27 protein-coding genes are annotated in these 26,843 nt (G+C 52.7%); 11 read left to right on the top strand and 16 right to left on the bottom strand.

All coding sequences use genetic code 11. The features are described 5' to 3' along the window. Positions 1-106: 106 nt before the first annotated feature. Positions 107-1,504, bottom strand: a complete 1,398-nt coding sequence (ffh, locus tag B4C79_RS10180) for a signal recognition particle protein (RefSeq protein WP_105027257.1) — start codon at positions 1,502-1,504, stop codon at positions 107-109. A gap of 47 nt (positions 1,505-1,551) precedes the next feature. On the opposite strand from ffh, the gene B4C79_RS10175 reads away from it, so the two are divergent. From B4C79_RS10175 to B4C79_RS10150, 6 genes are all read left to right on the top strand, one after another. Next, positions 1,552-2,391, top strand: coding sequence for a cytochrome C assembly family protein (locus tag B4C79_RS10175; RefSeq protein WP_171100558.1), 840 nt, complete (start codon positions 1,552-1,554; stop codon positions 2,389-2,391). Then, positions 2,391-2,648 (top strand): PP0621 family protein, encoded by a 258-nt coding sequence (locus tag B4C79_RS10170; protein WP_008250461.1) that lies wholly within the window; start codon positions 2,391-2,393, stop codon positions 2,646-2,648. The genes B4C79_RS10175 and B4C79_RS10170 overlap by 1 nt, the downstream gene beginning before the upstream one ends. Before the next feature lie 36 nt (positions 2,649-2,684). Further along, a complete protein-coding gene (gene ampD / locus B4C79_RS10165) occupies positions 2,685-3,248 on the top strand; it encodes a 1,6-anhydro-N-acetylmuramyl-L-alanine amidase AmpD (protein WP_171100556.1) in 564 nt (187 codons plus the stop codon). A gap of 227 nt (positions 3,249-3,475) precedes the next feature. Beyond that, positions 3,476-6,412, top strand: coding sequence for a ribonucleoside-diphosphate reductase subunit alpha (locus B4C79_RS10160; protein ID WP_291742103.1), 2,937 nt, complete (start codon positions 3,476-3,478; stop codon positions 6,410-6,412). A 118-nt stretch (positions 6,413-6,530) separates the two neighbouring features. Beyond that, the gene (locus tag B4C79_RS10155; protein ID WP_105027253.1) at positions 6,531-7,739 is read left to right on the top strand and encodes a ribonucleotide-diphosphate reductase subunit beta; all 1,209 of its coding nucleotides are present in this window, start codon (positions 6,531-6,533) and stop codon (positions 7,737-7,739) included. A 166-nt stretch (positions 7,740-7,905) separates the two neighbouring features. After that, positions 7,906-8,388 carry an Hcp family type VI secretion system effector gene (locus tag B4C79_RS10150; protein WP_291742100.1) on the top strand — a complete coding sequence of 161 codons (483 nt, stop codon included), beginning with the start codon at positions 7,906-7,908 and terminating at the stop codon, positions 8,386-8,388. On the opposite strand, the gene B4C79_RS10145 is transcribed toward B4C79_RS10150, so the two are convergent. The 7 genes from B4C79_RS10145 to B4C79_RS10115 all read right to left on the bottom strand — a co-directional run bounded on the left by B4C79_RS10145 (position 8,369) and on the right by B4C79_RS10115 (position 15,300). Continuing rightward, entirely contained in the window at positions 8,369-9,232 is an 864-nt protein-coding gene (locus B4C79_RS10145) for a hypothetical protein (RefSeq protein WP_291742097.1), read from the bottom strand. The two genes, B4C79_RS10150 and B4C79_RS10145, sit on opposite strands and share 20 nt — an antisense overlap. A 2-nt stretch (positions 9,233-9,234) precedes the next feature. Then, entirely contained in the window at positions 9,235-10,287 is a 1,053-nt protein-coding gene (locus B4C79_RS10140) for a hypothetical protein (protein ID WP_291742094.1), read from the bottom strand. A gap of 148 nt (positions 10,288-10,435) precedes the next feature. Then, positions 10,436-10,963: a S24 family peptidase gene (locus B4C79_RS10135; protein ID WP_291751488.1), complete on the bottom strand. Its 528-nt coding sequence runs from the start codon at positions 10,961-10,963 to the stop codon at positions 10,436-10,438. A gap of 628 nt (positions 10,964-11,591) precedes the next feature. After that, positions 11,592-13,214 carry an NAD(P)/FAD-dependent oxidoreductase gene (locus tag B4C79_RS10130; RefSeq protein WP_291740091.1) on the bottom strand — a complete coding sequence of 541 codons (1,623 nt, stop codon included), beginning with the start codon at positions 13,212-13,214 and terminating at the stop codon, positions 11,592-11,594. Between the two features lie 94 nt (positions 13,215-13,308). Next, a complete protein-coding gene (locus tag B4C79_RS10125; RefSeq protein WP_291740089.1) occupies positions 13,309-13,884 on the bottom strand; it encodes a hypothetical protein in 576 nt (191 codons plus the stop codon). Next, positions 13,835-14,728, bottom strand: a complete 894-nt coding sequence (locus B4C79_RS10120; RefSeq protein ID WP_291740087.1) for a PAAR domain-containing protein — start codon at positions 14,726-14,728, stop codon at positions 13,835-13,837. Before B4C79_RS10120 ends, B4C79_RS10125 begins: the two co-directional genes overlap by 50 nt. A 116-nt stretch (positions 14,729-14,844) precedes the next feature. Beyond that, positions 14,845-15,300, bottom strand: coding sequence for a hypothetical protein (locus tag B4C79_RS10115; protein WP_291740085.1), 456 nt, complete (start codon positions 15,298-15,300; stop codon positions 14,845-14,847). A 123-nt stretch (positions 15,301-15,423) separates the two neighbouring features. On the opposite strand from B4C79_RS10115, the gene B4C79_RS10110 reads away from it, so the two are divergent. Further along, positions 15,424-16,197: a helix-turn-helix domain-containing protein gene (locus B4C79_RS10110; protein ID WP_291740084.1), complete on the top strand. Its 774-nt coding sequence runs from the start codon at positions 15,424-15,426 to the stop codon at positions 16,195-16,197. Beyond that, positions 16,197-17,033 carry a DUF4105 domain-containing protein gene (locus B4C79_RS10105; protein ID WP_291740082.1) on the top strand — a complete coding sequence of 279 codons (837 nt, stop codon included), beginning with the start codon at positions 16,197-16,199 and terminating at the stop codon, positions 17,031-17,033. Before B4C79_RS10110 ends, B4C79_RS10105 begins: the two co-directional genes overlap by 1 nt. Here the strand turns inward: B4C79_RS10105 and B4C79_RS10100 are convergent, their stop codons facing one another. Together B4C79_RS10100 and B4C79_RS10095 are read right to left on the bottom strand one after the other, a co-directional pair. Then, entirely contained in the window at positions 17,034-18,257 is a 1,224-nt protein-coding gene (locus B4C79_RS10100; protein WP_291751484.1) for an MBL fold metallo-hydrolase, read from the bottom strand. A 53-nt stretch (positions 18,258-18,310) separates the two neighbouring features. Beyond that, a complete protein-coding gene (locus tag B4C79_RS10095) occupies positions 18,311-19,210 on the bottom strand; it encodes an alpha/beta hydrolase (RefSeq protein WP_105027238.1) in 900 nt (299 codons plus the stop codon). Between the two features lie 179 nt (positions 19,211-19,389). Between B4C79_RS10095 and B4C79_RS10090 the strand changes: the two genes are divergently transcribed. After that, the gene (locus B4C79_RS10090) at positions 19,390-20,898 is read left to right on the top strand and encodes a flavin-containing monooxygenase (protein WP_291751482.1); all 1,509 of its coding nucleotides are present in this window, start codon (positions 19,390-19,392) and stop codon (positions 20,896-20,898) included. A gap of 2 nt (positions 20,899-20,900) precedes the next feature. Here the strand turns inward: B4C79_RS10090 and B4C79_RS10085 are convergent, their stop codons facing one another. Next, positions 20,901-21,149 (bottom strand): DUF1653 domain-containing protein, encoded by a 249-nt coding sequence (locus B4C79_RS10085; RefSeq protein ID WP_291739500.1) that lies wholly within the window; start codon positions 21,147-21,149, stop codon positions 20,901-20,903. Positions 21,150-21,248: 99 nt separating this feature from the next. Here B4C79_RS10085 and B4C79_RS10080 point away from each other — a divergent pair, with 99 nt between their 5' ends. Both B4C79_RS10080 and B4C79_RS10075 read left to right on the top strand, forming a co-directional pair. Then, complete coding sequence (locus B4C79_RS10080; protein WP_105027236.1) at positions 21,249-21,554, top strand: hypothetical protein; 306 nt, start codon at positions 21,249-21,251, stop codon at positions 21,552-21,554. Positions 21,555-21,572: 18 nt separating this feature from the next. Further along, positions 21,573-22,142 carry a YggT family protein gene (locus B4C79_RS10075; protein WP_105027235.1) on the top strand — a complete coding sequence of 190 codons (570 nt, stop codon included), beginning with the start codon at positions 21,573-21,575 and terminating at the stop codon, positions 22,140-22,142. Between the two features lie 75 nt (positions 22,143-22,217). On the opposite strand, the gene B4C79_RS10070 is transcribed toward B4C79_RS10075, so the two are convergent. The 5 genes from B4C79_RS10070 to accC form a co-directional block, all read right to left on the bottom strand. Then, positions 22,218-22,697 (bottom strand): glycine zipper 2TM domain-containing protein, encoded by a 480-nt coding sequence (locus B4C79_RS10070; protein ID WP_291739501.1) that lies wholly within the window; start codon positions 22,695-22,697, stop codon positions 22,218-22,220. Positions 22,698-22,717: 20 nt separating this feature from the next. Further along, positions 22,718-23,674, bottom strand: coding sequence for a carbohydrate kinase family protein (locus tag B4C79_RS10065; protein ID WP_291739502.1), 957 nt, complete (start codon positions 23,672-23,674; stop codon positions 22,718-22,720). Positions 23,675-23,711: 37 nt separating this feature from the next. Beyond that, entirely contained in the window at positions 23,712-24,512 is an 801-nt protein-coding gene (locus B4C79_RS10060) for a zinc-ribbon and DUF3426 domain-containing protein (protein ID WP_371133790.1), read from the bottom strand. Positions 24,513-24,573: 61 nt separating this feature from the next. After that, a complete protein-coding gene (gene prmA / locus B4C79_RS10050) occupies positions 24,574-25,488 on the bottom strand; it encodes a 50S ribosomal protein L11 methyltransferase (protein WP_291739503.1) in 915 nt (304 codons plus the stop codon). Next, positions 25,489-26,838, bottom strand: a complete 1,350-nt coding sequence (gene accC, locus B4C79_RS10045; RefSeq protein ID WP_291739504.1) for an acetyl-CoA carboxylase biotin carboxylase subunit — start codon at positions 26,836-26,838, stop codon at positions 25,489-25,491. Positions 26,839-26,843 lie beyond the last annotated feature (5 nt).

Here is a 26,843-nt window from a genome sequence, read left to right as displayed (position 1 = left end):
AGTTTAGGAGGGTCGTTCTCAGGCATCGTGAGGCTCAGCAAGGGGAATACAGGTTTTCTGGCGAGAGATCGGAACCCAAGACGATTGGGCCTGAATCCGCAGTTGATTACATGCCTGGAAACCCGCCACCTGGTGGCATGCCGCCTCCAGGGAAGCCGCCTTTTCCGCCGCCACCCATTTTTTTCATCAACTTGGCCAAGCCACCTTTCTGCATGCTTTTCATCATGTCGCGCATTTGCTCAAACTGCTTGAGCAAGCGGTTCACTTCTTGAACCTGAACACCCGCACCTGCTGCAATACGGCGCTTTCGAGAGGCTTTTAAAATATCGGGCTTGGTTCGTTCGGCAATGGTCATGGAAAAAATAATGGCCTCGGTGCGTTTCATCTGCTTCTCTGCGGCGGTGGCATCCACATCGCCCGCCCCTTTCATCAATTGGCTGGGCAGTTTGTCCATCAGGCCTTGCAGGCCACCCATGTTGCGCATCTGGCTAATTTGCGCCAAAAAGTCGTTCAGGTCGAAAGCCTTGCCGCTTTTCAGTTTTTTCGCCAGTTTTTCGGCTTCGTGTTGGTCAATGCCTTTTTTGGCTTCTTCCACCAAGGAAACAATGTCGCCCATGCCTAGAATTCGGCCCGCCACGCGGTCTGGGTGGAATTTCTCAAAGCCGGTTAGCTTTTCACCCACACCCATGAATTTAATGGGCTTGCCTGTAATTTGGCGCACGGAAAGGGCGGCACCGCCTCGCGCATCACCGTCCATCTTGGTCAGTACCACGCCGGTCAGGGGCAGGGCCTCGTTGAAGGCCTTGGCGGTGTTGGCCGCATCCTGACCCAACATGGCGTCAATCACAAACAGGGTTTCAGTCGGGTTCACCGCTGCATGCAAAGCCTTGATTTCATTCATCATGGCTTCGTCTATGCCCAAGCGGCCCGCCGTGTCCAGAATCAGCACATCAAAAAACTGGCGTTTGGCGTGGTTCAGGGCGGCCAGGGCAATGTCAACCGGCTTTTGAGTGATGTCGGAAGGAAAGAACTCGGCGCCAGCTTGCGCGCTGACTGTTTTCAGCTGCTCGATCGCCGCAGGGCGGTACACGTCGGCTGAAACGGTCAGCACTTTCTTTTTCAGGTTGTCTTTTAAATACTTGGCCAGCTTACCTGTGGTGGTTGTTTTACCGGCACCTTGCAAACCCGCCATCAAAATCACCACGGGGGGCTGGGCCGCCAGGTTGATTTCTTCTGTTTTCTCGCCAATCAGCTTGATCAACTGTTTGTGAACAATGCCCACCAAGGCTTGGCCGGGGGTGAGGCTGTTCAGCACTTCCTCGCCCAGCGCCTGTTCTTTCACCTGGTTGATGAACTCTTTCACCACCGGTAGGGCCACGTCGGCCTCCAGAAGCGCCAAGCGAACTTCCCGCAACATTTCCTGCGTGTTGGCCTCGGTGATGCGGGCTTCGCCTTTGATATTTTTGACAACGCGCGTTAGGCGATCGGAGAGGTTTTCAAACATCGTGTGGTGCCCCTGACTCGTGCTATGAATCGAGTAAACTGATTGGTATGAACAACACAATATTGTACGCGCTCGCAGTGCCCCTGCTGTCCGCCTCGGGTGGATTGGCGGCGCTGAACGTTTTCGGCAAGTGGTCTGCACCCGCCGCGTTAAACCGCGCGCTGGTTGCTTTGGCCTTGACGGTCTCGGGTTATTTATTGGGCACCTTGTTGTTTCAATCCGATGGCATGCACTTCGGCTTTGTTCTGGGCCTGATGTGCGTGGCTTGGTTGGCCTCACTGGTGGCCTTTGTAGAAAGTTTTTTCAACCGTGTGCCGCTGCTTGAATTAATTGTGTTCCCGCTGTGCGCAGTTGTATTTTTGCTGCCCTTGTGGATGGGGGAAGATTCCGCCATTCGAATGGCAGGCGATCATCTGTTTCAATTGCATTTGTTGATCGCGCTGGCAGCCTACAGTTTGTTGGGTATTGCCGCCGCCCATGGCATCGTGATGGCGTTTCAGGAAAAAGCCTTGCACCAGCCTGTGGCCACCACCCAGGAAAACCGGATGGTGCGGGAGCGGTTGCTGGATCAATTGCCCTCTTTGCTTACCATGGAATCGATTCTGTTCCGGCAGCTTTGGGCTGGCTTTGTGTTGTTGTCGCTTACCCTGATCACCGGCTTTCTGTTTTCCGAAGAATGGAGCGGTAGCAGCTGGCGCTTTGATCACAAAACCCTGTTTGCCATCATTTCATGGTGTTCATTTGCAGTGCTTCTGGGCGGGCGTGTGGTATTTGGCTGGCGCGGAAAAGTAGCCCTGCGTTGGTGTTTGGGCAGCTATGCAGTATTGGTGTTGGCTTATTTTGGTACCCAGTTTGTGCTGGAGTTTATTTTGAAAAGGGCAGTTTGATGGGTCGTATTCTGTTTTTCCTGGGCCTGGCGTTGGTGGCCTGGATTCTTTTCAAAAGCTGGCAGCGCAAACAATTGGGTGAAAAGCCCGGTGTAGACGTTAAACAAAAAGGCAATCTTGGCCGTAAAACCCAAGAAGAGATCATGCCTTGCCAACACTGCGGTGCCTACAGCCCCATGTCTGAAGGTGTGATGATGCAGGGGCGCTTCTACTGCGGCATGGAGCACGCCAAGGCGGCCGGAGAGAAAGTTCGCTAAGTTTTGAAGTGCATTGACCTTTAGAAGGGGCACGCCATGTGGCTGGACGAAGGCTGGATTGAAGAAGACTGGGTGCACCGCCTGCAAAGCCCCAATCAGGATGCACGCCCCATGGGCACTGTAGTGGATACCCTGGTTGTTCACTGCATCAGCCTGCCCGAGCGGGGACGAGACCCCGCGTTAATCACTGACCTGTTTTTGAATCGACTCGATTGTCATGCGCATGTTTCATTTGGCGAGTTGATTGGCCTGCATGTTTCTTCGCATTTTCTGATTGATCGAGACGGATCGATTACCCAATTTGTATCCTGCGAAAAACGGGCCTGGCATGCTGGAATTTCAGCCGCAATGGACCGTAGCAATTTCAATCATTTTTCAATTGGTGTTGAATTGCTGGGCGATATTTATACCCCATTCGAGCAGGCTCAATATGCCAGCCTGAGGCGTCTTGCTTTGGAGTTACAAGCACGTTATCCACTGAGATATGCCATGGCGCACAGCGAGATAGCACCCACTCGGAAAACTGATCCGGGACCCTTCTTCGACTGGAAAGGTCTTCGTAAATCAAACACCTACGAACTTCAGATTGACGGCCTTTGAAAGGCCGTTTTTTTGTTGCACTGCGGTTATCCCAAGCTTGTCCACAACTTGTTCACAGGGGATAACTGTGTGCACAAGTTGGGGATAAGAAAGTGTTTGCCAAATTGTGTTTCGACCACTACAATTAGTTCCAAGCCACATACAAAACACAAGATATAGTGGTTGCCGGTTGTGCTCCACTACAAAAACAAACCCTCAAGAACACGTATATTCCAGGAGAAAGATGCATGCTAACTAGCCATGGACCCTCAGATTTGGCGAGCAATTTGGCAACTGATGCGCCCTTGTCCACCTCTAAGCCTGCAGGTGCAGCGCCCGTGGTTGACAGCGCGTACTCAAACTACAAAATTATTCGCCGAAATGGTGCCGTGGTTGGTTTTGAGCCCAGCAAAATTGCCGTGGCCATGACCAAAGCATTTTTGGCAGTGAATGGCGGTCAGGGTGCAGCCTCCGCGCGCATTCGCGAACTGGTTGAGCAGATGACTGGCAGCGTGGTGAACGCACTGGTGCGTCGCCAGCCTTCCGGCGGCATTTTCCACATCGAAGACATTCAAGACCAGGTTGAACTGGCCCTGATGCGCTCCGGCGAAGCCGAAGTGGCGCGTGCCTATGTGCTGTATCGCGAACGCCGCGCGCAAGAACGTGCTGCCAAGCAGGTGGAACAAGCTGAGCAGCATGCCCTGAATGTGATCGACGGCGACATCAAGCGCCCACTGGATGTAGAAGCACTGAAAGCGTTGATTGAGAGTGCTGCGGTTGGCCTGAATGAAATTGACGTTGCGCACCTTCAGAAAGAAACCCTGAAGAACCTGTATGACGGCGTGAAAATCGATGAGGTGTTCAAGTCGGCAATTCTGGCCTCTCGCGCCATGATCGAGAATGAACCCAGCTACACACTGGTTACTTCCCGCCTGTTGCTGCACACCATTCGCCGTGAAATTATTGGCCGCGAAATTGCGCAAGACGAAATGGCGCAGGTGTACCCTGAGTACTTCCCCCAGTTCATCAAGAAAGGCATTGCCGCTGGCCTGCTCGATAATCGCCTGGCCCAGTTTGACATGAAGAAGTTGGGCGCAGCCCTGAAGTACGAACGCGATTTGCAGTTCGATTACCTGGGTCTGCAAACTTTGTACGACCGCTACTTCCTGCACGTGGAAGGCACCCGCATTGAAATGCCACAGGCGTTTTACATGCGCGTGGCCATGGGTCTGGCCTTAAACGAAGTGGACCGTGAAGCACGCGCCATTGAATTCTATGAAGTGTTGTCCACATTCGACTTCATGAGCTCTACGCCCACATTGTTCAACAGCGGCACCATTCGTTCGCAGTTGTCTTCTTGCTACCTCACCACCATTGGCGACGATCTGGACGACATTTACGAAGGCATCAAGGAAAACGCATTGCTTTCCAAGTTTGCTGGCGGCCTGGGCAACGACTGGACCCCCGTGCGTGCATTGGGCAGCCACATCAAGGGCACCAACGGCAAATCACAAGGTGTGGTGCCATTCCTGAAAGTGGTGAACGACACGGCTGTTGCTGTTAACCAGGGTGGCAAGCGCAAAGGCGCGGTGTGTGCCTACCTGGAAACATGGCACCTGGACATTGAAGAATTCCTGGAACTGCGCAAGAACACTGGCGATGATCGCCGCCGCACCCACGACATGAACACCGCGAACTGGATTCCCGACCTGTTCATGAAGCGTGTGATGGAAGGCGGTAACTGGACCCTGTTCAGCCCATCCGACTGCCCCGATCTGCACGACCTGTACGGCAAAGCCTTCGAGAAAGCCTATGTGGGCTACGAAGAAAAAGCCGCGCGTGGCGATTTGAAATTGTTCAAAACCGTGGAAGCAGCCAAGCTGTGGAGAAAAATTCTCTCCATGCTGTTTGAAACCGGCCACCCCTGGATTACGTTCAAAGACCCTTGCAACATTCGCAGCCCCCAGCAACACGTGGGCGTGGTGCACTCATCCAACCTGTGTACAGAAATTACCCTGAACACCAACGAGAACGAAATTGCGGTGTGTAACCTGGGTTCTGTGAACCTGACGCGCCACCTGAAGCCTGCCGACAACGGCGAGCTGGTGCTGGACCACGAGAAGCTGCAGAAAACTGTGGGCGTGGCCATGCGCATGCTGGACAACGTGATCGACATCAACTACTACGCAGTGGCCAAGGCGCGCAATTCCAACCTGCGTCACCGCCCTGTGGGCATGGGCATGATGGGCTTTCAAGATGCGCTCCACATGATGCGCAAGCCCTATGCTTCACGCGATGCAGTTGAATTTGCCGACGAAAGCATGGAAGCCATTTGCTACTACGCTTACGAAGCTTCAACAGAGTTGGCTGCCGAGCGCGGTGCGTATAGCACCTTCAAGGGTTCGCTGTGGGACAAGGGCATCATGCCTTTGGATTCGCTCAAGCTACTGGAAGAAGAGCGTGGCGGTTACGTGGAAGTGGATACAAGCAGCCGCATGGATTGGGACGCACTGCGCGCTCGCATCAAGAAGCACGGCATGCGCAACTCCAACTGCGTGGCCATTGCGCCCACTGCAACCATTTCCAACATCATTGGTGTGGCCGCTTCCATTGAACCGACATTCCAGAACCTGTATGTGAAGTCGAACCTTTCAGGTGAATTCACCATCGTGAATGAACACTTGGTGCGCGACTTGAAGCGCCTGGGCATTTGGGACGAAGTGATGATTTCTGACCTGAAGTATTTTGATGGTTCAGTGATGAAGATTGACCGTATTCCGGAAGACCTGAAGCGCCTGTACGCCACTGCGTTTGAAATGGACCCACGCTGGCTGGTTGAAGCTGCAGCCCGTCGCCAGAAATGGATTGACCAAGGCCAAAGCTTGAACATTTATATGGCTGGCGTCAGCGGCAAGCGTTTGGATGACACGTACAAACTGGCCTGGATTCGCGGTTTGAAAACAACCTACTACCTGCGCACCATTGGTGCCACACACGCCGAGAAATCAACTTTGGCCGGTGGTGAGTTGAATTCCGTGAATGCGGAAGGTGGTGCGTCTGCCGCGTTTACATCGGCCCCGGCCACTGGCCTGGTGCCCAACCTGCCTGAGCAAGAAATTGAAGGCAAGGTGTGCACCATGCGCCCAGGCGATGCAGGCTTCGACGAGTGCGAGGCTTGCCAGTAAGTTTTTTGAATAAAAGACCAGCGATTTGTGCAAGTTACCAAGACTTGCCCAAGTGAATAAAAATGAACATAATGACACTGTGACTTTATACAGTGTATTAGTTAAGGAGTTAGAAAATATGCTGTCTTGGGACGATGAGTTTGATGCAGCCATGGGCAAAACAGCAACTGCTGCCAAGCCCCCCGTGCAAATGCCGCCTGCCATGGGGTCTGTGGCCTCGGGTTTTGCTGCGCCTGCAGCCAGCCAAGGTTTGTATCAGCAAGCTGCGCGCCCTGTGGTGCAGCAGCCTGCCGCTGAAGGTGCAAAGGCTGGCCGTGTAAACGCTGCCGACAAGCGCGTAATTAACGGTACAACCGACGTGAACCAGCTTGTGCCCTTCAAGTACAAGTGGGCTTGGGAAAAGTACCTGAGCCAGTGCGCCAACCACTGGATGCCACAAGAAATCAACATGGATCGCGACATTGCGCTTTGGAAAGACCCCAACGGTTTGACTGAAGACGAGCGCCTGATCGTGAAGCGTAACCTGGGCTTTTTTGTAACAGCCGATTCACTGGCTGCCAACAACATTGTGCTGGGTACCTACCGCCACATTACAGCGCCCGAGTGCCGCCAGTTTTTGCTGCGCCAGGCGTTTGATGAAGCCATTCACACCCACGCTTACCAGTACATCGTAGAAAGCCTGGGTATTCCTGAAGCGGAAACATTCAACGCGTACAACGAAATTTCCTGCATCAAGGCCAAAGACGATTTCTTGCTGCCGTTCATTGATGTGTTGACTGACCCCTCATTCAAAACCGGCACGCTTGAAGCAGACCAAACACTGCTGAAGAGCTTGATCGCCTTTGCCTGCATCATGGAAGGCATGTTCTTCTACGTGGGCTTTGTGCAAATTCTGGCGCTGGGCCGCCAGAACAAAATGATTGGTGCTGCCGAGCAGTTCCAGTACATTTTGCGCGACGAATCTGCACACTGCACATTCGGTATCGACCTGATCAACACCGTGAAACTGGAAAACCCACACCTTTGGACCCCGGAATTCAAGGAAGAGATCAAGGCCATGTTCCGCAAGGCTGTTGAACTTGAACACGCGTATGCCGTAGACACCATGCCACGCGGCGTGTTGGGCTTGAATTCTGCCCAGTTTATGGAATACATGAAGTTTATTTGCAACCGCCGTTCCAACCAGATTGGCTTGGGCACCTTGTACGAAGGCGCAAGCAACCCATTCCCATGGATGAGCGAAATGATGGACTTGAAGAAAGAAACCAACTTCTTTGAGCGCCGTGTGACGGAGTACCAAACTGGCGGTGCGTTGAGCTGGGATTAATTTTTCAGTTGCAAGCCGTGATGTAAAAGAAAGCAGCCTTCGGGCTGCTTTTTTATTTGGGCTTTTCAAGTATCACCCTGAGTGGGTGACAGCAACCTAAATTTCTACCCTCTATCTCAGGCTGACTACACTTCTTGATTATTTAAATTCTTGGAGTTGGGGCACCATGCCAGCAGATCTGTTTTTGAAATTGGGCAATGTGAAAGGCGAGTCGGTTGACTTGAAGCACGCGGGCGAAATGGAGCTGCTAAGTGCACGTTGGGGCATGCAGGTGGCGGTGGGTGCCAATGGGGGTGTACTGGCACCTGCAGGGCGTGCCGAGGTAAAAGCCTTGCGTGTTGAAAAGCGCGTTGATCGTGCTTCCCCCACGCTGCATGCACAAACTTGTATCGGTCAGCTTTACGACACCATGGTGTTGACCAAGAGAAAGTCAGGTCTGGTGCCGCTTGAATATTTGCGCATTACTTTCAAAGACGTGATTGTGAGTGACATTGATATTTCGCTGGGCGCAGGTGACGATGGTGACCTAGAAGTGGTCACCTTCGCATTCACAGAGTATCAGGAAGAATACAAACCGCAGAATGGCGATGGCACGGGCGGTGCTGCTGTCACCGCAGGGTACAACTGCATTAAGTGCGTGAAGATTTAACTTCGTTCTGGAGGCGTTCATACGCCTCCACATGCTGGTTGAACAAGCGCAGGTTAAGTTTGCGGATTGGGGCGGGCAGGTGGTACTTCACGTAGTCGTGGCGCCATTTCATACGCAAATGATGATTTCGAAAAGTAAGTGGATTGCCCAATTCGCGTTCTAGTCTCATCACACTGGTTGTTTGTCCCATAAACATGAAGAGGATGCCAACCAACGCAGCTGTGGGTATCATCGCCCCAACCTTGGCGAGTAATAGTTTTAGATCATCTGGTTCCGTAGTGATTGTTGGCAGAACAAAAACGTAGATCATCATGACCCCAATCAAAACCCAGGTTATGACCAATGCAGTTAGGCTCTTTTGTTTGTCTCTGTCCTCAAAAGAATGATCTGCAAGATAGACGTTAATAGTCCATAGTTCGATGGGCTTCCGAATGTCAACTTTGCCTTTGTTGATCTGTACGTTTGTATCAATTAAGGCCCAGATGTAACTGATTGTTGCGACAGCAAGTGCGTACCAAGAGTTGAAGTAACGGGATTCGTTGCTCAGAAAAATTGGAGCGTCTAGTACCATGCCCAAGACTTCAGGAAAAGTTGTCAGGCATGTGATTGGGAGAATAAAGATTGAAAGCTTGAGAGCATTTGCAATGTTGACCTGTGCAACAAACACGACGTAATACAAAACTGAAATCACGAGCAAGCTAACGGTTGCGAATAATGCGGTGATAGCCTGTTCGGAAAGGTCAAATAAGTAGGCTAACGGAACTACAACCCCATAGGCATAGAAGAACGCGAGGCAAAAGGAAGAGGTAAAAAAATCATTGAAGGGGAGGTAGGATTTAATCATGCTTAATTTGCCCCGAAAAAAGCTTTCGCTTTCTGCTCAATATGATTCGGCGCGCTAGACAGGTTATAAGCAACTCCGATCAAAACGCCAGCACCTAGCCCGATAAGTACGAGAGGTGCACCTGCGACAGTAAAGCCAGCCATACCTAAAGCCACTACCGCGACTTTTGCAAATGCGAGCCCACCTACCAAAGCCGCAACATTTCCAGTTTGATTCTTGGCGCTATCCACTGCGAATTGCATGTAGTTGAATTTTTGATCCAGCTTTGCGTTGTGGTTGTAGTTGCTCATCACGTCGTTGATTAATGTGGGGCCGAACGTTAGAACACCACCCACTCTCGCGGAGCCCAGAAAAGATGATCCTGTAAGCCTGCGCAACTCCCACATTTCATCTGAGGCTTGCTTGCTCAAGCTGAGAACCTTGTCGTATTTGAATGCATTGGGCCCCAGTGATTTGGTGCTCATGTTCTTACTGATTTTTTCGAACTGGTTTTTCTCCAGCAAGGTAATTTGTTTGGCATTGGTTTGGCGAACCCGGATAAGCACGTCGGCGTGTTTGCCAAACTGGTTGGGGCCTTTAAGGCCCACGGCTTTCAGTTCCATACCGTTGCCAAGTTTCACCGTGCGCGGTTTACCGCTGGCCAGTGTGGCTCGCAATTCAGTTTTCATTTTTGAAGTAAAGCGCGCTTTGGCAGCAGCCTCGATCAAATTAGCCAGGTTACCTGGCAGGTTGGTTACACCAAATAACTGAGCAAGCAAGGCAGCGCTCACTGTGCCTTTTTCAAATGCACCTACTAGCGCACTGGTTTGCTGTGTGTTCAATTGCGATGTCATCAGCATGACCCCAGCCACAGGGTCTTGCTGCATTACCTCTGGCACCATCGCCAGGCTTACTTGTGTGTCGGGTTCAAAGTGGCCCAGAAAATCCATTTCCTGATGCAGGTATAGCGGCGCTGAACCATCGTGGCTATTCAGCGCACGGGTGTAAGCGAGTTGTAGCGATTGCGCTTTGCGCTTCAGGTGGTCTTCGTGAAATGTGCGGGCTTGGGTGTTCATGCGGCAGCAAAATAAAAACGAGGCAAGTCGCAGTATGCGTGAAAGGTTTTAAGAGGTAGAAATGAAGGGTTCTTCCAAGTAGTTGAGGGGGATGTTTTGGTTCGAATTGACTGGTGTGAGAAGAGGGGGAGGAGCAATAGCCAGCTCTTCAAATCACGGTCAAAAACTCCGCCACCACCAACATTTCGTCAGCATCCTCAGCACTGAGTACGATCGCTTCATGCTTGTCGTTCGTCGATTCTGGTTTCAACACAATCACGCTGTTCACCACGCCATTTTCACCAAAATGTTTTTCGCTTTTGTAGCGTTTAATGGTGTATTGCCCACCCAGCTCAGGGTCTGAAATGCGGCGGTGTTGTACCACCACAATTTTTCCGTTGCGTGTGCCTTGCGGGTTGAAGTGAAACAGGCACCATGCGCCGGGTGGTATGCGTTTGTTCATCGAATCACCTTCAACACGGGCTACAAAATAGCCCTCGCTCGCGTGCAGGTGGGCGGGCAGTACTACATGGTCAAATGTGTCGGCTTGTTGGTAGTTGCTAAACTGCTTGGCGGCAAACTTCAAATCGATAACCGGTACGCTGTTGGCGGCATTCTGACAGGCTTGCACGATCGGCAGGTTCAACCCCTCATATTTGTTCAACATGGGTACGGCCTCCATGTGTTTGAAAACCATTCACCGGTACCTGAAAGTTTGTGCGTGTTTTCTTGTCGGTGAAAGACTTCTTGAATTTGATCGTATGACTCGTCGTCGAGGAAGTTCGATCTGTAGCCGGTGTGTACGATCATCTCTTCGAATGTATCAGGAAACCTTCGTTGAATGAATTATTTGATGAGGTGTAATTTAGGGCTACAAATGGGTGGAGGTGTTCTGAACAGGAATGGAACCACTTTATGCAAGCGACTACTCAGCAGTCCTTACTCACAACAGAGGTTTATATGAATTCATCATTTGCAATCAGTCCCCCTGCTGTCCAAACCATGAGCGACTCTGATCTAATTCATGCGCGTAACATGGCTGAGTACCATATCGAGCGTCGAGAGTTTGAGGCGTCGCCATGCAGAAGAAACTCTGCGCTAGTGGGGAAAATCACTGGTACTGCCGGAACCTTGGGCATATTGATAGCATCGCCGATTGTCAGTGCGAAATTAGGGGCTTCTTTGGCGTCGATTCTTACTGCCTCTATGAGTGCTGCCTGTTGTGTGGCTTGTTGCATCGGTATCAGCATTGCCGAGGAACCGTGTGTACCGAGGCATCCAGACCTGCCCCAAAGCCACGATTAAGACTTACATGGCTGAAGCATTTAACCCCCCACCAAATTTCTCGCCACTGCTTCGGCCACTTCAATGCCATCGACACCCGCCGACAAAATACCACCAGCGTAGCTGGCACCTTCGCCAGCAGGGTAAAGGCCTTTTGTATTCAAACTTTGGAAGTCGTCGCCGCGCGTAATTCGCAGTGGCGACGAAGTACGGGTTTCTACGCCGGTCAACACGGCGTCGTGCATGTCGAAACCTTTGATTTTTTTGCCGAATGCCGGCAAGGCTTCACGCATGGCCGTGATTGCGTATTCGGGCAATGCGTCGGCCAGGTCAGTCATTTTGACGCCGGGTTTGTACGATGGTTCTACGCTGCCCAGTTCAGTCGATGCTTTACCCGCAATGAAGTCGCCCACCAATTGTCCGGGTGCCTCGTAGTTGCTGCCGCCCATCACAAAGGCATTGGATTCAAGCTTGCGTTGAAAGGCGATGCCTGCCAGTGGGCCACCGGGATAGTCGGCCGGGCTAATGCCCACCACAATGCCGGCGTTGGCGTTGCGTTCGTTGCGGGAGTATTGGCTCATGCCGTTGGTGACCACGCGATGTTCTTCTGACGTGGCGGCCACCACAGTGCCGCCGGGGCACATGCAAAAGCTGTACACCGATCGGCCATTGGCAGCATGGTGCACCAGCTTGTAGTCGGCTGCGCCCAGCAGGGGGTGGCCGGCGTGTTGCCCCAGGCGGGCACGGTCGATCAGCCCTTGCGGGTGTTCTATGCGAAAGCCCACTGAAAATGGCTTGGCTTCCATGTACACGCCGCGCTCGTGTAGCTTGGCAAAGGTGTCGCGGGAACTGTGGCCCAGCGCCAGCACCACATGGTCTGCGCGCAGTTCGTAAGTGCTGCCATCTGCAAGGTTCTCAATGGTTAGGCCGCGAATGTGGCCGTCTTCAATGTGAAAGTCGCATACGCGCTGTTGGAAGCGAATTTCACCGCCCATGGCGATGATTTGTTCGCGCATGTTTTCTACCACTTTCACCAGGCGGAAGGTGCCAATGTGTGGTTTGCTGACCAGCAAAATTTCTTCGGGTGCACCAGCCTTTACAAACTCGGTCATCACTTTTCGGCCAAGAAAACGCGGGTCTTTGATTTGGCTGTACAGTTTGCCGTCTGAAAATGTGCCTGCTCCGCCTTCGCCAAACTGCACGTTCGATTCGGTGTGCAATACGCGTTTGCGCCACAGGCCCCAGGTGTCTTTCGTGCGTTCGCGTACCTGTTTGCCACGCTCAATCACAATGGGTTTGAAGCCCATTTGCGCCAGCATCATCGCTGCAAAAATACCGCAGGGGCCAAAGCCAATTACCACAGGGCGAATGGCTGGGGCTTCGTTCAGTTTCACTGGCAACTGGTAGACCATGTCGGGCGCAGGCCGAATGTGCGAGTTGGTACTGAATTTTGCCAATAGCTGCACTTCAAGCTGAGCGCTGTCCAGTTCCACATCCACGATGTACACCAACAGCAGTTTTTGTTTGCGCGCGTCGTAGCTGCGCTTGTAAATGCTGAAGCTTTTGAGCTGGTTGGCTGAAATTTTCAGTGTGCTGCAAATTAATGCGGGCAGGGCGTCTTCAGGATGGTCGAGTGGAAGCTTCAGCTCGGACAAGCGGATCATGGCGGGTGTACCTTGTGGATCTGTTTTTCGGATCAAGGCCGTATTTTATGCTTTTACCCGCCAAAGTGCACTTATTTGATTTCGATTCCAAGCTTTAGCGATTTGGCTCAAACACCAAATATCCAAGGCAGTCAGGTCTCTTTTCTTGAAAACCAAAACTGATTTTTCCCCAAGTGGTTACATCAGTGAAGGTGGTTGCTTCCAGAAGCGAGTCGCCACGTGGCATACCAGTTATGTTCAGGTTGGGAAATACTTTGTTGACCTGTTCAACTGTGATGCATTCTCCGTCTATATCCAACACCAACAACCCAGTGGCATCGTGAGACGGTTGAGGCAATCTAAGGTCAATTTTCCAAATCTTAGAGTGACCGGCAAGCAACACGGGTTGACCGGAATAGAACCTGAAATAATTATTCGATTGCTGGGTTTGTTCCACAAGTGTTTGGTTGAGTATTTCTTCAATGCCCGACAATGACAATGGGGCAGTTTGCATGTCCTCGATTAATTGCCAGACTGAGAGGTTGAGTTGAATCATGGTGTTGTCCTTTGATGCATAGGAGGAAGATTGGCATGCAGTTGCGAGCAGTGCCAAGAGCAGGATGAGTGTTTTAAGCACTCGCTCATTTAGTTCCGCAATATTTTTTACACCATGGTACATATTGGTTGTCATACCATTTTCCATGCATGTCTTCATAAGTTTCCTTTGTGGTCGATGTGTATTCTCCCTTGCGGAATGTGTCTCCGATTTTTCTAATTGCTGACTTATAGTCGCCGTCTTTAAGCGATTGATCGTAAGCCCTCTCGTAGATCGGAGTATTCACCGGTTGACCAGTGATGCCGATGTCAATTTTGCTAGATTTGAGAATTTCCCGCTGCACTGTGATGTTCTTCATGACGGCGGCGCCTTCGTCGTCCAGGGCATCATTTAAATAAGTCGCTTTGCTACTGTAGTCGGGTTCGAAGGGGTGACGCGCATGCCCCACTTCATGAGATAGAACCTTGACAAGGTTTTTTTTATCACCCTTCAAGGTGGGGTCGAGGGTGATTAATTTTTTATCGCGGTTGGCCGAAGACCCCCCGCCAGTCTCTCCAAATTTAATAATCCATTTTTCTTTGCTGAGTGTTTCCAGGTCTTTGCTCAGCGTTGGCGATTTGCCTATTAATTCATTGAGGTCTTGTCCAAGCTCCTTTTCGAATGGGTTACTTGTTGAACCTGGCGCGGGAGTGTCTGGAGTTTCTGGCTTAATGGCTGACGCTATCAAGGTGGCACCACACGCAATTTTGTGACCGTGCAGGGCCACTGCCATGTAGTTGTCGGTGAATGTGCTGAGTCCCTCGACAATCGGGAATACATGGGGTTTGCACAAAGGGCAGGTGACCATGTCGCCGACCCTGGCGATGGGTCGGCCTTCAACCGATGTGGTGGGGCTGCCCGAGATCACCACGCCACCGTGGCTGGTGGTGTCGCCGATCAGGATTTGTGCGCGACCTTGTATAAGAGGCCTTGATGACATGCGATCAAAAGTAAGTGGTGTAGCTCCTTGAGTAATTAATCCGTGGCGGTGGTTCCTTTGAATTCACCGAATCCACAAACCATGGCGTTAAATCCATGGTTTATGGATTTAACCCCTTACTTGTAATACTTGCGCAAAGCCAGCAAGGGTATTGCATGCAACACAGCAAACCCGGAATTCAGAACCGCGTTTTGCCAGAAGCCGCTGTACAGCGAAAATGCGGTGTCGGGTACATACCAAAGCAATACAGAAATGGCGATCATGTTGCAGGTCTGTTTGGCGTCCCCAATGTTCAGCTTGCGCACCAGCATGAAGATCAGCGCGCCCCAACCCACCAACACTGAGCCCATCACCGCATGGGCCAGTTCAATATACGCAGTGGCTTGTGGATCGAAAGCTGCAAACTGTTCGGTGTTCTGGAATATCAACAATCCAAAAGCCTGTTGAGTCAGCCCCGGTGCAAGCACCATGAGCAGGCCAAACAGCACTGTGAATTCGGCGGTGTAAGTAAGCCAGTTGATCCAAAAGGTGGGTGTGCTTGTTGCATGGTTGTGCGTAGTGCTGGTTTGCATGGCAGGTCTCCTGGTGTGGTTGAAGGTAAATCAATTCAAGGCCAGTTTGATGAGGTCAGGGTCATTGCAGCAATAACCTGCGAGGTCATAGATTTCAGAAATTTTCCGTGGCAGTATGAGCACATGCATACACAAGCCCCCACCCATACCGCCGGAATTCGCCTACGCGATTTACGTACTCGGCAAAAGGTCAGCCAACTTGATTTGGCCTTGCGCGTTGGCGTTTCCCAGCGCCATTTAAGTTGCATTGAAACAGGCAAAGCCAGCGCCAGCAAAGACATGCTGTTGGCACTGTTGGAGGGTTTGGATGCTCCGCTGAATGAGCGCAATGAAGCGCTGGTGGCTGCGGGATTTGCGCCCTTGTTTGGTAGTCGACCGATTGATCATCGTGAAATGGACACCATCAATGAAGTGATTGATTTGATGTTGACTGCGCAGCATGCAGCCCCGGCCATGGTGTTGGACAGTGAATGGAATTTGCTGAAATTCAATCCCAGCTTTGTGCGCTTGTTGCAATTGCTGGAATTTGACTTGGCCGCATTGCAAGCCACACCGAATGTGTTGCTGGCGCTGACGGCACCCGGTGGCTTGGCCTCGCGCCTGGAGAACCCGGCCGAGGTGCTGGGTGATGTGCTGAAAAGGGCTCAGCGTGAGGCTTTGCACGTGCCCGCCTTACAGGTCATGTTGAAGCAAATTCCGCAATCAATGTTCGATACCAAACAGCCACAGAACTTCAACAACCCCACCTTGGTAACCCGGTTTAAAAGCAAGGTGGGTGAGCTTCGCTTTGTGTCAACTTTCACCAGTTTCGGGGCGCCTTTGGACATCACTGCCGCATCGTTAAGAATTGAACATTTGTTCCCCGCTGACGAGGTCACTCGAAAGGCGTTTGCCTGATGCGTACGCTGTTGTTGTTTTTGCTGATCGCCTTGGGGGCATTTGCAACATGGTGGTTTCTTCAAAAACCCAGCCACAATCGACAATGGGCTGATGATGTGGCCCACATGCTGCATGCCGATGTGAATGGCGACAAGGTGGTGTTGAAGAATGTGCGCAACTTTGAGTGGCGCACAGAAACCGATTACACACCGCGCTGGGAAACACGTGAATACGATTTAAGCCAGTTGAAAACCGCCGACTTGGTGCTGTCGTACTGGATGGGGCCAAAAATTGCACACACGCTTGTTTCATTCGGTTTTGCCGATGGCCAGTACCTTACTTTTTCACTCGAAATTCGAAAAGAGCAAGGGGAAAAGTTTTCCGCATGGAAGGGGTTTTTTAGGCAGTACGAGGCGATTTTGGTGGCGGCCGATGAAGCGGACATTATTAAAACCCGCAGCAATGCACGAGGTGAAGACGTTTATATTTACAGGCTGGCCATTCCGCCCGAACAATTGAAAACCTTGTTTTTGGCTTATGTGGAGCAAGCGAACAAACTGGAAAAAACCCCCGAGTTTTACAACACACTGACCAGCAATTGCACCACGGTGGTGTTCGATATTGCCAAGCGAATTGTGCCCGATTTGCCCTTGGATTACCGCTTGCTGCTTAGTGGATACTTCGCGGAGTACGCGCATGCGCAGGGCGGTTTGGTCGAGGGGTTCAGTTATGCCGAACTTCAAGAAAAAGGCTACATAGTGCCCCGTGCCAAGGCCATGCAGGCCGGCGAAAACTTTTCCGAAGTTATCCGCCGGGGTGTACCTGGCATGCAGCCAGGCATGCCTGCCAAATAATCAGCATCCACCCGCCCAGCGTGGGTCATTGATGTTGTAGCTGCGCGGTTTCATGTAGTCCACCGGGTCGCGCAGGTAATCTACTTCGGGTGGGTTGGGCAGCTTGCCAACCGCCTCTAGCCAACTGTTTTCATAGGCTGAAGCGCCGCCACCAATGCCGGGTGTCCACGCATCATGGTGGTTGGGCAAGGCCACTTTGGGTTTGGTCAAGGCCACATAGGCCAGGGCGTCGCGGTAGGCACTGGTCACCAAACCAAAACCCACAATTGCATTCAGTTGCACATCCACGCATTCGGGCAAATTGACCAAGGCGTTGGCCACGGCTTCGCTTTCTGCATTGCCTGCTTTCATCATTCCGGTGGAGTTGTGCCAAAACCAGGCAAAGTCGCCTGCGCGGAAGTGATAGGCCCAGGTGCCACCTGCGGGTTGGCCCACACCACCGTCGTCGCGAAGTGTGCCCACAAACCGAAGTGCCTCGGCCAGGCTGGTGTTCAGGTAAGTGGGGTAGGTCAGCACGTCGGGAATGTACACAAGCGGCATACCACCGCTGAGCAGGTCGGTGGGTTCAGCGGCGGAGTGAGTGTGCTGTACAACATGCACGGGCTCGACATCTTCCCAAATTTGAATGGCGCGGGTGCTTCCAGCACCGGGGGTGGTTTGGTCGCCGAGGTTCAGGCAGGGAAAGGTGTTGGGTATGCCCTCACTGGCGGCGCGTTCGCGGGCGATGTCGCACACATTGCTGCCTGCAACCAGCAGGGCGTTGCTTAGGCCCGCCACATAACCGGCATCCGCAGCGTGGTCAAAGTGGCCGTGGCCAATGAAGATTGCCTCGGGTTGAATGGCGGCCAGTTCCTCGCGGCCAATCGGTACGTAGTTGGCATGCACGCCCACAATTTCCCAAGCGTCCATCAAGAACAAATGGCCCTTCATGCTCACGATAAAACTTGAAACACCCACCCACCAGAACTTCACTTGTTCAGGGTCCATGGCATTGGGGCCCAAAATGCGTTCACGTGTGGCTTGAAGTTCGGCATTCGCAGTGCCAGCCGCGGGCAGGGGTGCGAAGTTTGAGGGCTCGAATACATTGGGCCGTGTTTCGTTGGGACTGGTTCTTGCTGTGCTGGCGCTGCCTGTGGCGGAATCGCCTCCCAAACAAGCGGACAGGATTGGTGCACAAAGAAGAGCGCAGGCGAGAAGGCCTGCGCGGGACATGAAAGAAGTCATTGTTGTTGGTGTTGAATGTGTCTCCAACACCTTGTACTGCTACCAATGCGGTTTTAGATGCCCTTCACCAGCGGCGAGAAAAACCGAATGATCTTGGTTAAGTCTTCTTTCGCTTCCGGCAAAGCAATATTCATCGTGGGCCAAATGTGCGGCATGCCGGGGCGGGTGAGTAAGGTGATTTGCCCGCCCACTTTTTCTACCGCATCGCGTAGTAACACAGAATCGTCCAGCAAACATTCGTCTTCACTGGCGGTCACCATGAGTGGTGGCAGGCCTTTCAGCTTGCCCAGCAAGGGCGATGCGCGTTCATCGGCGGGGTCATGACCGCACATGTACAAGTTGGCGGCATGTTCAATCATGTGGGAAGACAACATGCTGTCGGTTTTGTCATTGCCTTCAATGGAAGGTGACAGGCGGCGCATGTCGGTGGCTGGCGAAATCAGCAGGCCGCCGTGCGCGGGCAACTTTTTCTTCAATGCATGTTGCAGCACTGCCAATCCCAAATTGCCGCCAGCGGAATCGCCTGCCACGAAAATTGGCTCGCCAGTGGGTGTGTCGGCCACCAGCGCTTCAAAGGCAGCAATGCAGTCGTCCAATGGCGCTGGAAACGGGTTTTCTGGCGCAAGGCGATAATCAGGCATGAACACTCGAAATCCAAGCGCATTGGCCAAGGCACCGCAAAAAGGGCGGTACATGGGTGGGTGACCCGCCACAAATCCTCCGCCGTGAATGTAAAGCAGAGCACCCTTGGGATTGACGGGAATCAGCCACTCGCCAGGTACGCCGCCCAAAGCGCCTTTGATGTGTTTCAAGCCTTTGGGAACTGGCGCCAGAAGGTTGGATGCGGCTGTCACCATGCGGAACCTGCGCACAAAACCGGCACCGTTGCCCCGGTAGCTTTTCAGGGCAATGCTTGCAATTTTGTTCATCACTTTGGCTTGAATAGACGGCATGGTGTTCCTCTTTGAAAGTGGGGTGGAGTATTTATAGCACTGCCAGTGCTGGCCAGTTTACCCTGAGTTTTCAATGCACTTGATAAATTCGGACAAATCTGGAGGGGATTCGCAAACGCTGTTTTCAGGTCTGAAAAAATCGGCACAATAAAAAAAGAGAAAAACCACACGGAGACACCATGGCGATATTCGACGAAGACATTTTGATCATTGGCGCAGGTTTGTCAGGCATTAGTGCTGCATGCCATTTGAAAAAGGAATGCCCCAACCGAAAGTTCACCATCCTCGAGCGCCGCACCACCATAGGTGGCACTTGGGATCTGTTCCGTTACCCCGGTATCCGATCCGATTCCGACATGTTCAGTTTCGGCTTCAAGTTCAAGCCTTGGAAAAACGCCCACTTTTTCTCGCAAGGCAATGACATTCGCAGCTATGTGCACGAGGCCGCCACCGAAAACAAGGTATTCGACCATATTCGCTTTCAGCGAAAGGTAAGCGATGCGAATTGGGACAGTGATGCACAGCGCTGGGTGATCAATACCGTGAATGAAGCGACTGGCGAACCCGAACAATACCGCGCCAGATTCATGATGGCCTGTGCGGGTTACTACAATTACGATCAGGGTTATCGTCCCGATTTTCCGGGTGAGAAAAACTTCAAAGGCTTGATTGTTCATCCACAGCATTGGCCAGAAAACCTGGACTACACCGGCAAAAAAGTGGTGGTGATTGGCAGTGGTGCAACAGCCGTTACGCTCATCCCCAGCATGGCCGACAAGGTTGAGCACATCACCATGTTGCAGCGTTCGCCGTCTTATATTTTTTCATTGCCCTCCGTGGATGCACTCACCAAAGTGCTTCAGAAAACCCTGCCTTCCAAACTGGCCTACAAGCTGAACCGCACGCGTACCATTGGTTTGGCGCACTTCATGTTCAAGGCCAGCAAAAGCAAGCCGGAAGTGGTGCGGCGGTTTTTGATTGCCATGATGCGCAGGCAGTTGAAGGGTTCGAATGTGGACATCAAGCACTTCACACCCAACTACATGCCATGGGATCAGCGTCTGTGTCTGGTGCCCGATGGTGATTTTTTCAAAGCCCTGAGAAGTGGTAAAGCCAGTGTGGCCACAGACACCATCAAGCAGTTTGTAGCCAATGGCATCGAGTTGAACTCGGGTGAGGTTCTTGAGGCCGACATTATCGTGACTGCCACTGGTTTGAACGTACAAATGGTGGGCGGCATGAAGATTTCGCTGGATGACAAGGCAGTCAACCTGAGTGAAAAAATGTTCTACAAAAGCGCCATGCTTCAAGACCTGCCCAATGCAGCAATTGTTCTGGGCTACACGCATGCTTCATGGACCTTGAAATCGGATTTGGTGAGCGGTTTTGTGTGCCGATTACTGAACTACATGGACAAGAAGGGCCACGCCGTGGCGGTGGCCAAAACAGCCGATGTTCAACCAGTGGAAGGCTTTACAGTATTGGGCGGCTTGAATTCAGGCTACTTGAAACGCGTGGCTGACCAGTTGCCCCGCCAGGGCGAGACCCACCCCTGGCACAATCGGCAAGACTATTACCACGACACCAAAACCTTGCTGGAAGACCCGGTGGATGAGCCCGGTTTGGTGTTTGAGCCAGCAAAGGCTGGTGGGAACAGGGCCAAGCCGAGGTTGAAGGCAGTGGCTTGAATTTAATTGTCGCTGTCAACGAGGGTGAAGCGCTGGGTCATGCGTTCACCCACCTGTACCATTTCAAAAAATACATTCATAGGCCGAGTCCAGGCGGTGTGTGTGTCGCCACTCAGGGGGCGGTACACCACCACGGGGCTTAAATCGCTTTCCTGAATAGCCTGGCAGATAATTTCATACAGGCCACCTTTGTAGTGTCGGTAACGCTCGCCTGCTTTTACGCTGTGTAGTTGTTCCGGTACGTGGCTCATGGGTGTCTCCTGTGTTGTTCAAAGTCTTATTTCTTGAATATTCAAGGTCATATCGTTAAACTGTACGGCTGTCCTTGAAGAATTGAAAGGAGTTCCTGAATGCCTGCAACCAAGCGAGCAACCGAGGAAACCAGCAAACCAGCAACAAAGCCTTTGACCAAGTCGGCTGTAAAGCCAGCCACAAAGGCTACGGATGCCAAAGCAGAAACGCCTGAAAGCAAGGCGCGCCCGGTGGCTACAACCCGCAAACCTTCCAAAACAGCGCTTTCTCCTTCTGAGGTAACACCGCTGGCCCTGCTGACGCCCAACAAGCCCGCGCGTCGCCGCAGGTCGGGTGCCGCAAAGCCCAGAAAATTGAAGGGGGCTACAACCACCTGGCCATTTCCAACCGGCTCAAGGCCTTAACCTGCTGAACGCTTCACTATGCTTCTAATCGATATTCTGCGCTTACTGCTGGAAACAGCCGCCAGCCTGCTTGCTTTTTGTCTGTTGCTGCGCGCATTGATGCAGTGGGTGCGTATACACCCAAGCAACCCTTTGTCGCCCTTTATCTTTTCAATGACCGACTGGCTGGTGAAGCCGCTGCGCAAGGGCGTGCCTGGCTATGGTGGCATTGATTGGGCCTCCATTTTTGGTGCTTTTGTGGTGTCTTTTGTGCTTCACATTGTGTTGGTGCTGCTTACGGTTGGGCTTTCCAGCGGCGGGCCCGGTGTGGGCGCGCTGATTACCCTGACCATACCCATTGCCATTTTTTGGGTGCTGCGCAATGTGGCCTATCTGCTCATGGGTATTGTGTTGATTCAGGTGGTTTTGAGTTGGGTGAATCCGTTCTCGCCAATCGCATCCATTTTGAATGAATTGTCGCGCCCTTTTCTGGAGCCGCTGCGCAGGGTATTGCCCACCATTGGCAATGTAGATTTATCGCCCTTGGTATTTTTCCTGATTTTGCAAATTGTGATGATGGTGCTGCAAAGCCTGATGCCAGGTTTTTGATTCTATTGAATGAAGATAAAAAAAGAGCACTTGTGAAAGTGCTCTTTTTCATTTGGCTTGGAACCTTGTAGCTTTTTAGCGTGTAACGCGTGAAGTACCACCGCCACTTACAACCCGAACGCGGTCGCCGGGACGGAAGTCTTCACCCGCTGCATCTTGAACATAAGCGCGCAGGGTGCCGTTGTCCATGCGAACGGTGATTTCAAGACCCTGGCGAGTCGACGCGTTGCGCTCAATGGCTTGACCGGCCACACCGCCAGCCACTGCACCCACGATTGCACCCACTGCGCGGCCACTACCGCCGCCCACATTGCTGCCCGCAATACCACCGATAATACCGCCAGCAGCCGTACCCACGCCGTTGGTGTCGCCTTGAATGGTCACCATGCGCACGCTTTCAACCGTGCCTTGCTCGATAATTTGCGCTCGGCGGGTTTCACCTTCGCGGTACACCTGGCCCGAGCTGCTTTGCGTGGCACAACCTGCAAGCGCGGAGAGCGCAATCAGGGCCACTGCGCCGGTGCTTCTAAAACTGAACTGAATTGACTTGGCCATGATTTGATTTTCCTTTCAAGTTACCAGGGTTGTTGACCAAAAGCGGCGGTAAACCTGGACGCAATTTCTTCCCGGCTGTACTGGTAGGTTTGGGGGCCTTTCACTTCAATTTTCAGTGAACCCATCAAACTGGCCAGCCTGGCCGCATTCACAATGCCCATGCCTTCCGTAAGGCCGTAGAGCAAGCCGCCGCGGTACGCATCGCCACAGCCGGTGGGGTCGGCAATGCGTTCTGCTTTAACGCATGGTATGTCGTGGCGTTGACCCTGTGTATACACCCAGCTACCTTCCGCACCGCGTGTAACCACAAGCGCTTCCAGCTTGTCGGCAATTTGCTCCAAGGTCAGGCCTGTTCGGTCACACAACATTTTGGCTTCATAGTCATTGACAGCAGTGTAGGTGGCAAGTTCCAAAAAACGGTCAAGTTCGGGTTTGCCGAACATGGGTAGGCCCTGGCCCGGATCAAATACAAATGGAATGCCCGCTGCCGCAAACTGCTCGGCGTGTTGCATCATGCCGTCCCGGCCATCGGGGGCGATAATTCCCAAGGCAATGTCGCCTGCATCGCTCACTTTGTTCAGGTGTGAGTGGCTCATTGCACCTGGGTGAAAGGCAGTAATCTGGTTGTCGTCAAGGTCGGTGGTGATGAAAGCCTGCGCGGTAAACTCCTCGCCAATTTGCTTCAGGCAGCTGGTTTCAATGCCCAAGGTTTGCAGGCGCTGAAAGTATCCACCGGCATCATGTCCAATGGTGGCCATGGGTACTGGTTTGCCGCCCAGCATGTTCAGGCTGTAGGCAATGTTGCCTGCGCAGCCACCCCAGTCTTTGCGAAGGCTTGGAACCAGAAATGCAACGTTCAAGATGTGTACCTGGTCGGGCAGGATTTGGTCTTTGAAACGACCTTCAAACACCATGATGGTGTCGAATGCGATAGAGCCGCAAATTAAAACGCGTTTGGTGTTGGTTGGGGAATTCATTGTGAAACAGTCCAGTATTTAAAAATTGGCTTGGCGTTTATTGTTCGCTTGGGCCTTGGTCGAATAATTCAAGCCGAAAGCCAGTCGCGGCGCTTTCGGGTAGTTGTGTGTTTAGGGTGCTCAAGTTCAAGTATGCCAGTACTTCCACGGTTTTTTTGCCAGTTATCAATGGTGCCTGGCTGGCTGCATTCTCGTCACGCAGTTGGTAGTCGCCGGGGCTCAGCGATTTGCTGGCCAGTACAAGGCCTTGCGGGTCGAGCAATTCCACTTTCAGGTGGGGCCATCGGGCGGGCAGGGGAAGTGGGTTGTGCAAGGTCAGGTCAACACGCAAATTGTGCTCATCCAGCGCTTGCAGGCCGCTGCCTTCAACGCGCAAAGCTTGGGTGGCAGGGCTAGCAAACAGCCGTTGAATGGCGGGCCCTGCATTGTTGATGTGCTTGGCTATTTCAGGCGTTTCTTGCAACAGGTTTATGCGCTGCCACCACAGCGCCTGCACACCGAGCGCCAGCAGCAGTGCAATACAGGCGGTTTTCAGGGCAGGGTTGCCTTGGTTGAAATTCAGCAGTGGTTTGGTGGGTGCTGTGTTGGCGAACAAGGCCTCAGAGCCGGTCCCGTCTCCGCCTGTCAGGTTGTGGTCGCTGGTGTGGTTGTCGTCGCTTTGCCTGGGGCTTAGGTCCAGCTTTTGCCAGGCTTCGGTGTCGGCTGACGTAAGGTGTTCAATGCCGGAAAACACCGTTTGGCAATGACCACAACGCACCTTGCCCTCGTGCATTTGCAGTTGGCCAGAGGTAACTTTGAACAAGGTATTACAGTTGGGGCAGCGTGTGGCAAGGCTCATGGCACTAGTTTAACCTTGCCCGTCAAAGGCAGCATTATTAATTGGCAACTTGGTTGCCAGCTTAGTCAGCGGCTTTTTGGCCATGCAGGCATACCCAGCCATCGCGCTCTGCCCACACTGCCAGCTTGATCCATTGGCGGTAATGCGCAATCACTTCTTCAGCCTGTCGGGCCAACACGCCAGAAAGCACCAATTGCCCCCCCGCTTCCACGTGGTTGCACAGAGACGGCGCCAACACTTTCAATGGATTCGACAAAATATTGGCCACTACCACAGGAAACTGACGTTTGGCCAGTGGAAAGTCGGGCAAACCACAGGGCATTTCAACGCCATTGTTGCCCGCATTGTAGGCGGTGCTGTCGACCGCTTGGGGATCAATATCCACGCCGATGGCCTCAGACGCTCCCAATTTAAGTGCAGCAATACCCAAAATTCCCGAGCCGCAGCCGTAATCCAGCACACTTTGCCCTTTCAACGGAAATTCGCTGAGCCAGCGAAGGCACAGCGCGGTGGTGGGGTGTGAACCGGTGCCAAAGGCCAAGCCGGGATCGAGCACCAGGTTGATTCGGTCGTCGATGTCTTGAGGTTCGTGCCAGGAGGGCACAATCCACAAGCGAGCTGAAATTGGGATTGGGTCGAATTGGGATTGGGTTAAACGAACCCAGTCTTCCTGAGGTACTTCGGTGTAATCAATTTCAGCATCTCCCAGCAATTCAGCTGGAATTTCACCGAAAATTTGTTCACCTTCGGCCTTGTTGCGAAACAGGGCCACCACATGGTTTAAATTCCACGCTGCTGATTCCGGCTCCATGCCGGGCTCGCCGAACAAGGGTTGTTCGTCTTCGCTGTCTGCATTGGCATCTTCCAGGCTGACCGCCAAGGCCCCCAGCTCCATGAGCAGGTCGGAAACTTCATCGGCTTGCTCAAAGGGCAGGGTAAGTTTGGCTTGTATCAGCGGTGTGGCCTGTGGGTTCATTTACTTGAAACGTGCTTCCAGTTTGTGCTCAAGGTAGTGAATGCTGGTGCCGCCTTCCACAAAGCGGGCGTCTTCCATCAATTCACGGTGCAAGGCTGTGTTGGTTTTGATGCCGTCGACTACCAGTTCGGCAAGTGCTTGGCGCATGCGGGCCATGGCCTGCTTGCGGTCTTCGCCGTAAGTAATCACTTTGGCAATCATGGAATCGTAGTGAGGAGGCACGTTGTAACCGCTGTACACATGGGAATCTACGCGCACCCCGGGGCCGCCCGGCGCATGCCAGTTTTTGATTGGACCGGGTGAGGGCACAAACTTGAATGGGTCTTCCGCGTTGATTCGGCATTCGATGGCGTGGCCACGGAATTCAATGTCACGTTGGCGGAAACGCAGTTTCTGGCCAGCGGCAATGCGAATTTGTTCCTGCACAATGTCCACGCCGGTGATCATCTCTGTAACCGGGTGTTCAACTTGTACGCGAGTGTTCATCTCGATGAAGTAGAACTCGCCATTTTCGTATAGGAACTCGAATGTGCCCGCACCGCGATACCCAATTTTGCGGCAAGCTTCAGCGCAGCGTTCACCAATGCGCTCAATCAGGCGGCGTGGAATGTTCGGCGCCGGTGCTTCCTCAATTACCTTTTGGTGGCGGCGCTGCATGGAGCAATCGCGTTCACCAAGCCAGACGGCATTTTTGTGTTCGTCGGCCAGAATCTGGATTTCAATGTGGCGCGGATTTTCAAGGAATTTTTCCATGTAAACCGCGGGGTTGTTGAAAGCCGAGCCTGCCTCGGTTTTGGTCATGGTGACGGCATTCAGCAATGCAGCTTCGGTGTGCACCACGCGCATGCCACGCCCACCGCCGCCGCCCGCAGCTTTGATAATGACCGGGTAGCCCACCTGGCGTGCAATTTTCACGATTTCACGTGGATCGTCGGGCAATTCACCCTCTGAGCCGGGTACACAAGGCACACCGGCTGCGATCATGGCCCGCTTGGCAGACACTTTGTCGCCCATCAGCAGAATGGATTCAGCACGGGGGCCGATGAACACAAATCCGCTTTTTTCGACACGGTCGGCAAAACTGGCGTTCTCGGACAGAAAACCGTAGCCGGGGTGGATGGCCTCAGAATCAGTGACTTCGGCGGCGCTGATAATGGCTGGAATGTTCAGGTAACTTTCTTTGGAGCTGGGGGGGCCAATACACACCGATTCGTCGGCCAGCTTTACATACTTGGCGTCTACGTCTGCGGTGGAATACACCGCCACGGTTTTAATGCCCATTTCCTTGCAGGCGCGCAGAATGCGCAGGGCTATTTCGCCGCGGTTGGCGATCAATATTTTTCCAAACATGGTGG

The organism is Limnobacter sp. UBA7229, assembly GCF_002473065.1.
GTDB classification, from domain to species: Bacteria; Pseudomonadota; Gammaproteobacteria; order Burkholderiales; family Burkholderiaceae_B; genus Limnobacter; species Limnobacter profundi.
This window is presented reverse-complemented; position numbering and strand designations above follow the sequence as displayed.

Bases quoted from the DNA above. Each gene is read 5' to 3' on its own strand.
- ffh (WP_105027257.1), bottom strand. From the start codon at position 1,504: ATGTTTGAAAACCTCTCCGATCGCCTAACGCGCGTTGTCAAAAATATC.
- B4C79_RS10175 (WP_171100558.1), top strand. From the start codon at position 1,552: ATGAACAACACAATATTGTACGCGCTCGCAGTGCCCCTGCTGTCCGCC.
- B4C79_RS10170 (WP_008250461.1), top strand. From the start codon at position 2,391: ATGGGTCGTATTCTGTTTTTCCTGGGCCTGGCGTTGGTGGCCTGGATT.
- ampD (WP_171100556.1), top strand. From the start codon at position 2,685: ATGTGGCTGGACGAAGGCTGGATTGAAGAAGACTGGGTGCACCGCCTG.
- B4C79_RS10160 (WP_291742103.1), top strand. From the start codon at position 3,476: ATGCTAACTAGCCATGGACCCTCAGATTTGGCGAGCAATTTGGCAACT.
- B4C79_RS10155 (WP_105027253.1), top strand. From the start codon at position 6,531: ATGCTGTCTTGGGACGATGAGTTTGATGCAGCCATGGGCAAAACAGCA.
- B4C79_RS10150 (WP_291742100.1), top strand. From the start codon at position 7,906: ATGCCAGCAGATCTGTTTTTGAAATTGGGCAATGTGAAAGGCGAGTCG.
- B4C79_RS10145 (WP_291742097.1), bottom strand. From the start codon at position 9,232: ATGATTAAATCCTACCTCCCCTTCAATGATTTTTTTACCTCTTCCTTT.
- B4C79_RS10140 (WP_291742094.1), bottom strand. From the start codon at position 10,287: ATGAACACCCAAGCCCGCACATTTCACGAAGACCACCTGAAGCGCAAA.
- B4C79_RS10135 (WP_291751488.1), bottom strand. From the start codon at position 10,963: ATGGTTTTCAAACACATGGAGGCCGTACCCATGTTGAACAAATATGAG.
- B4C79_RS10130 (WP_291740091.1), bottom strand. From the start codon at position 13,214: ATGATCCGCTTGTCCGAGCTGAAGCTTCCACTCGACCATCCTGAAGAC.
- B4C79_RS10125 (WP_291740089.1), bottom strand. From the start codon at position 13,884: ATGACAACCAATATGTACCATGGTGTAAAAAATATTGCGGAACTAAAT.
- B4C79_RS10120 (WP_291740087.1), bottom strand. From the start codon at position 14,728: ATGTCATCAAGGCCTCTTATACAAGGTCGCGCACAAATCCTGATCGGC.
- B4C79_RS10115 (WP_291740085.1), bottom strand. From the start codon at position 15,300: ATGCAAACCAGCACTACGCACAACCATGCAACAAGCACACCCACCTTT.
- B4C79_RS10110 (WP_291740084.1), top strand. From the start codon at position 15,424: ATGCATACACAAGCCCCCACCCATACCGCCGGAATTCGCCTACGCGAT.
- B4C79_RS10105 (WP_291740082.1), top strand. From the start codon at position 16,197: ATGCGTACGCTGTTGTTGTTTTTGCTGATCGCCTTGGGGGCATTTGCA.
- B4C79_RS10100 (WP_291751484.1), bottom strand. From the start codon at position 18,257: ATGACTTCTTTCATGTCCCGCGCAGGCCTTCTCGCCTGCGCTCTTCTT.
- B4C79_RS10095 (WP_105027238.1), bottom strand. From the start codon at position 19,210: ATGCCGTCTATTCAAGCCAAAGTGATGAACAAAATTGCAAGCATTGCC.
- B4C79_RS10090 (WP_291751482.1), top strand. From the start codon at position 19,390: ATGGCGATATTCGACGAAGACATTTTGATCATTGGCGCAGGTTTGTCA.
- B4C79_RS10085 (WP_291739500.1), bottom strand. From the start codon at position 21,149: ATGAGCCACGTACCGGAACAACTACACAGCGTAAAAGCAGGCGAGCGT.
- B4C79_RS10080 (WP_105027236.1), top strand. From the start codon at position 21,249: ATGCCTGCAACCAAGCGAGCAACCGAGGAAACCAGCAAACCAGCAACA.
- B4C79_RS10075 (WP_105027235.1), top strand. From the start codon at position 21,573: ATGCTTCTAATCGATATTCTGCGCTTACTGCTGGAAACAGCCGCCAGC.
- B4C79_RS10070 (WP_291739501.1), bottom strand. From the start codon at position 22,697: ATGGCCAAGTCAATTCAGTTCAGTTTTAGAAGCACCGGCGCAGTGGCC.
- B4C79_RS10065 (WP_291739502.1), bottom strand. From the start codon at position 23,674: ATGAATTCCCCAACCAACACCAAACGCGTTTTAATTTGCGGCTCTATC.
- B4C79_RS10060 (WP_371133790.1), bottom strand. From the start codon at position 24,512: ATGAGCCTTGCCACACGCTGCCCCAACTGTAATACCTTGTTCAAAGTT.
- prmA (WP_291739503.1), bottom strand. From the start codon at position 25,488: ATGAACCCACAGGCCACACCGCTGATACAAGCCAAACTTACCCTGCCC.
- accC (WP_291739504.1), bottom strand. From the start codon at position 26,838: ATGTTTGGAAAAATATTGATCGCCAACCGCGGCGAAATAGCCCTGCGC.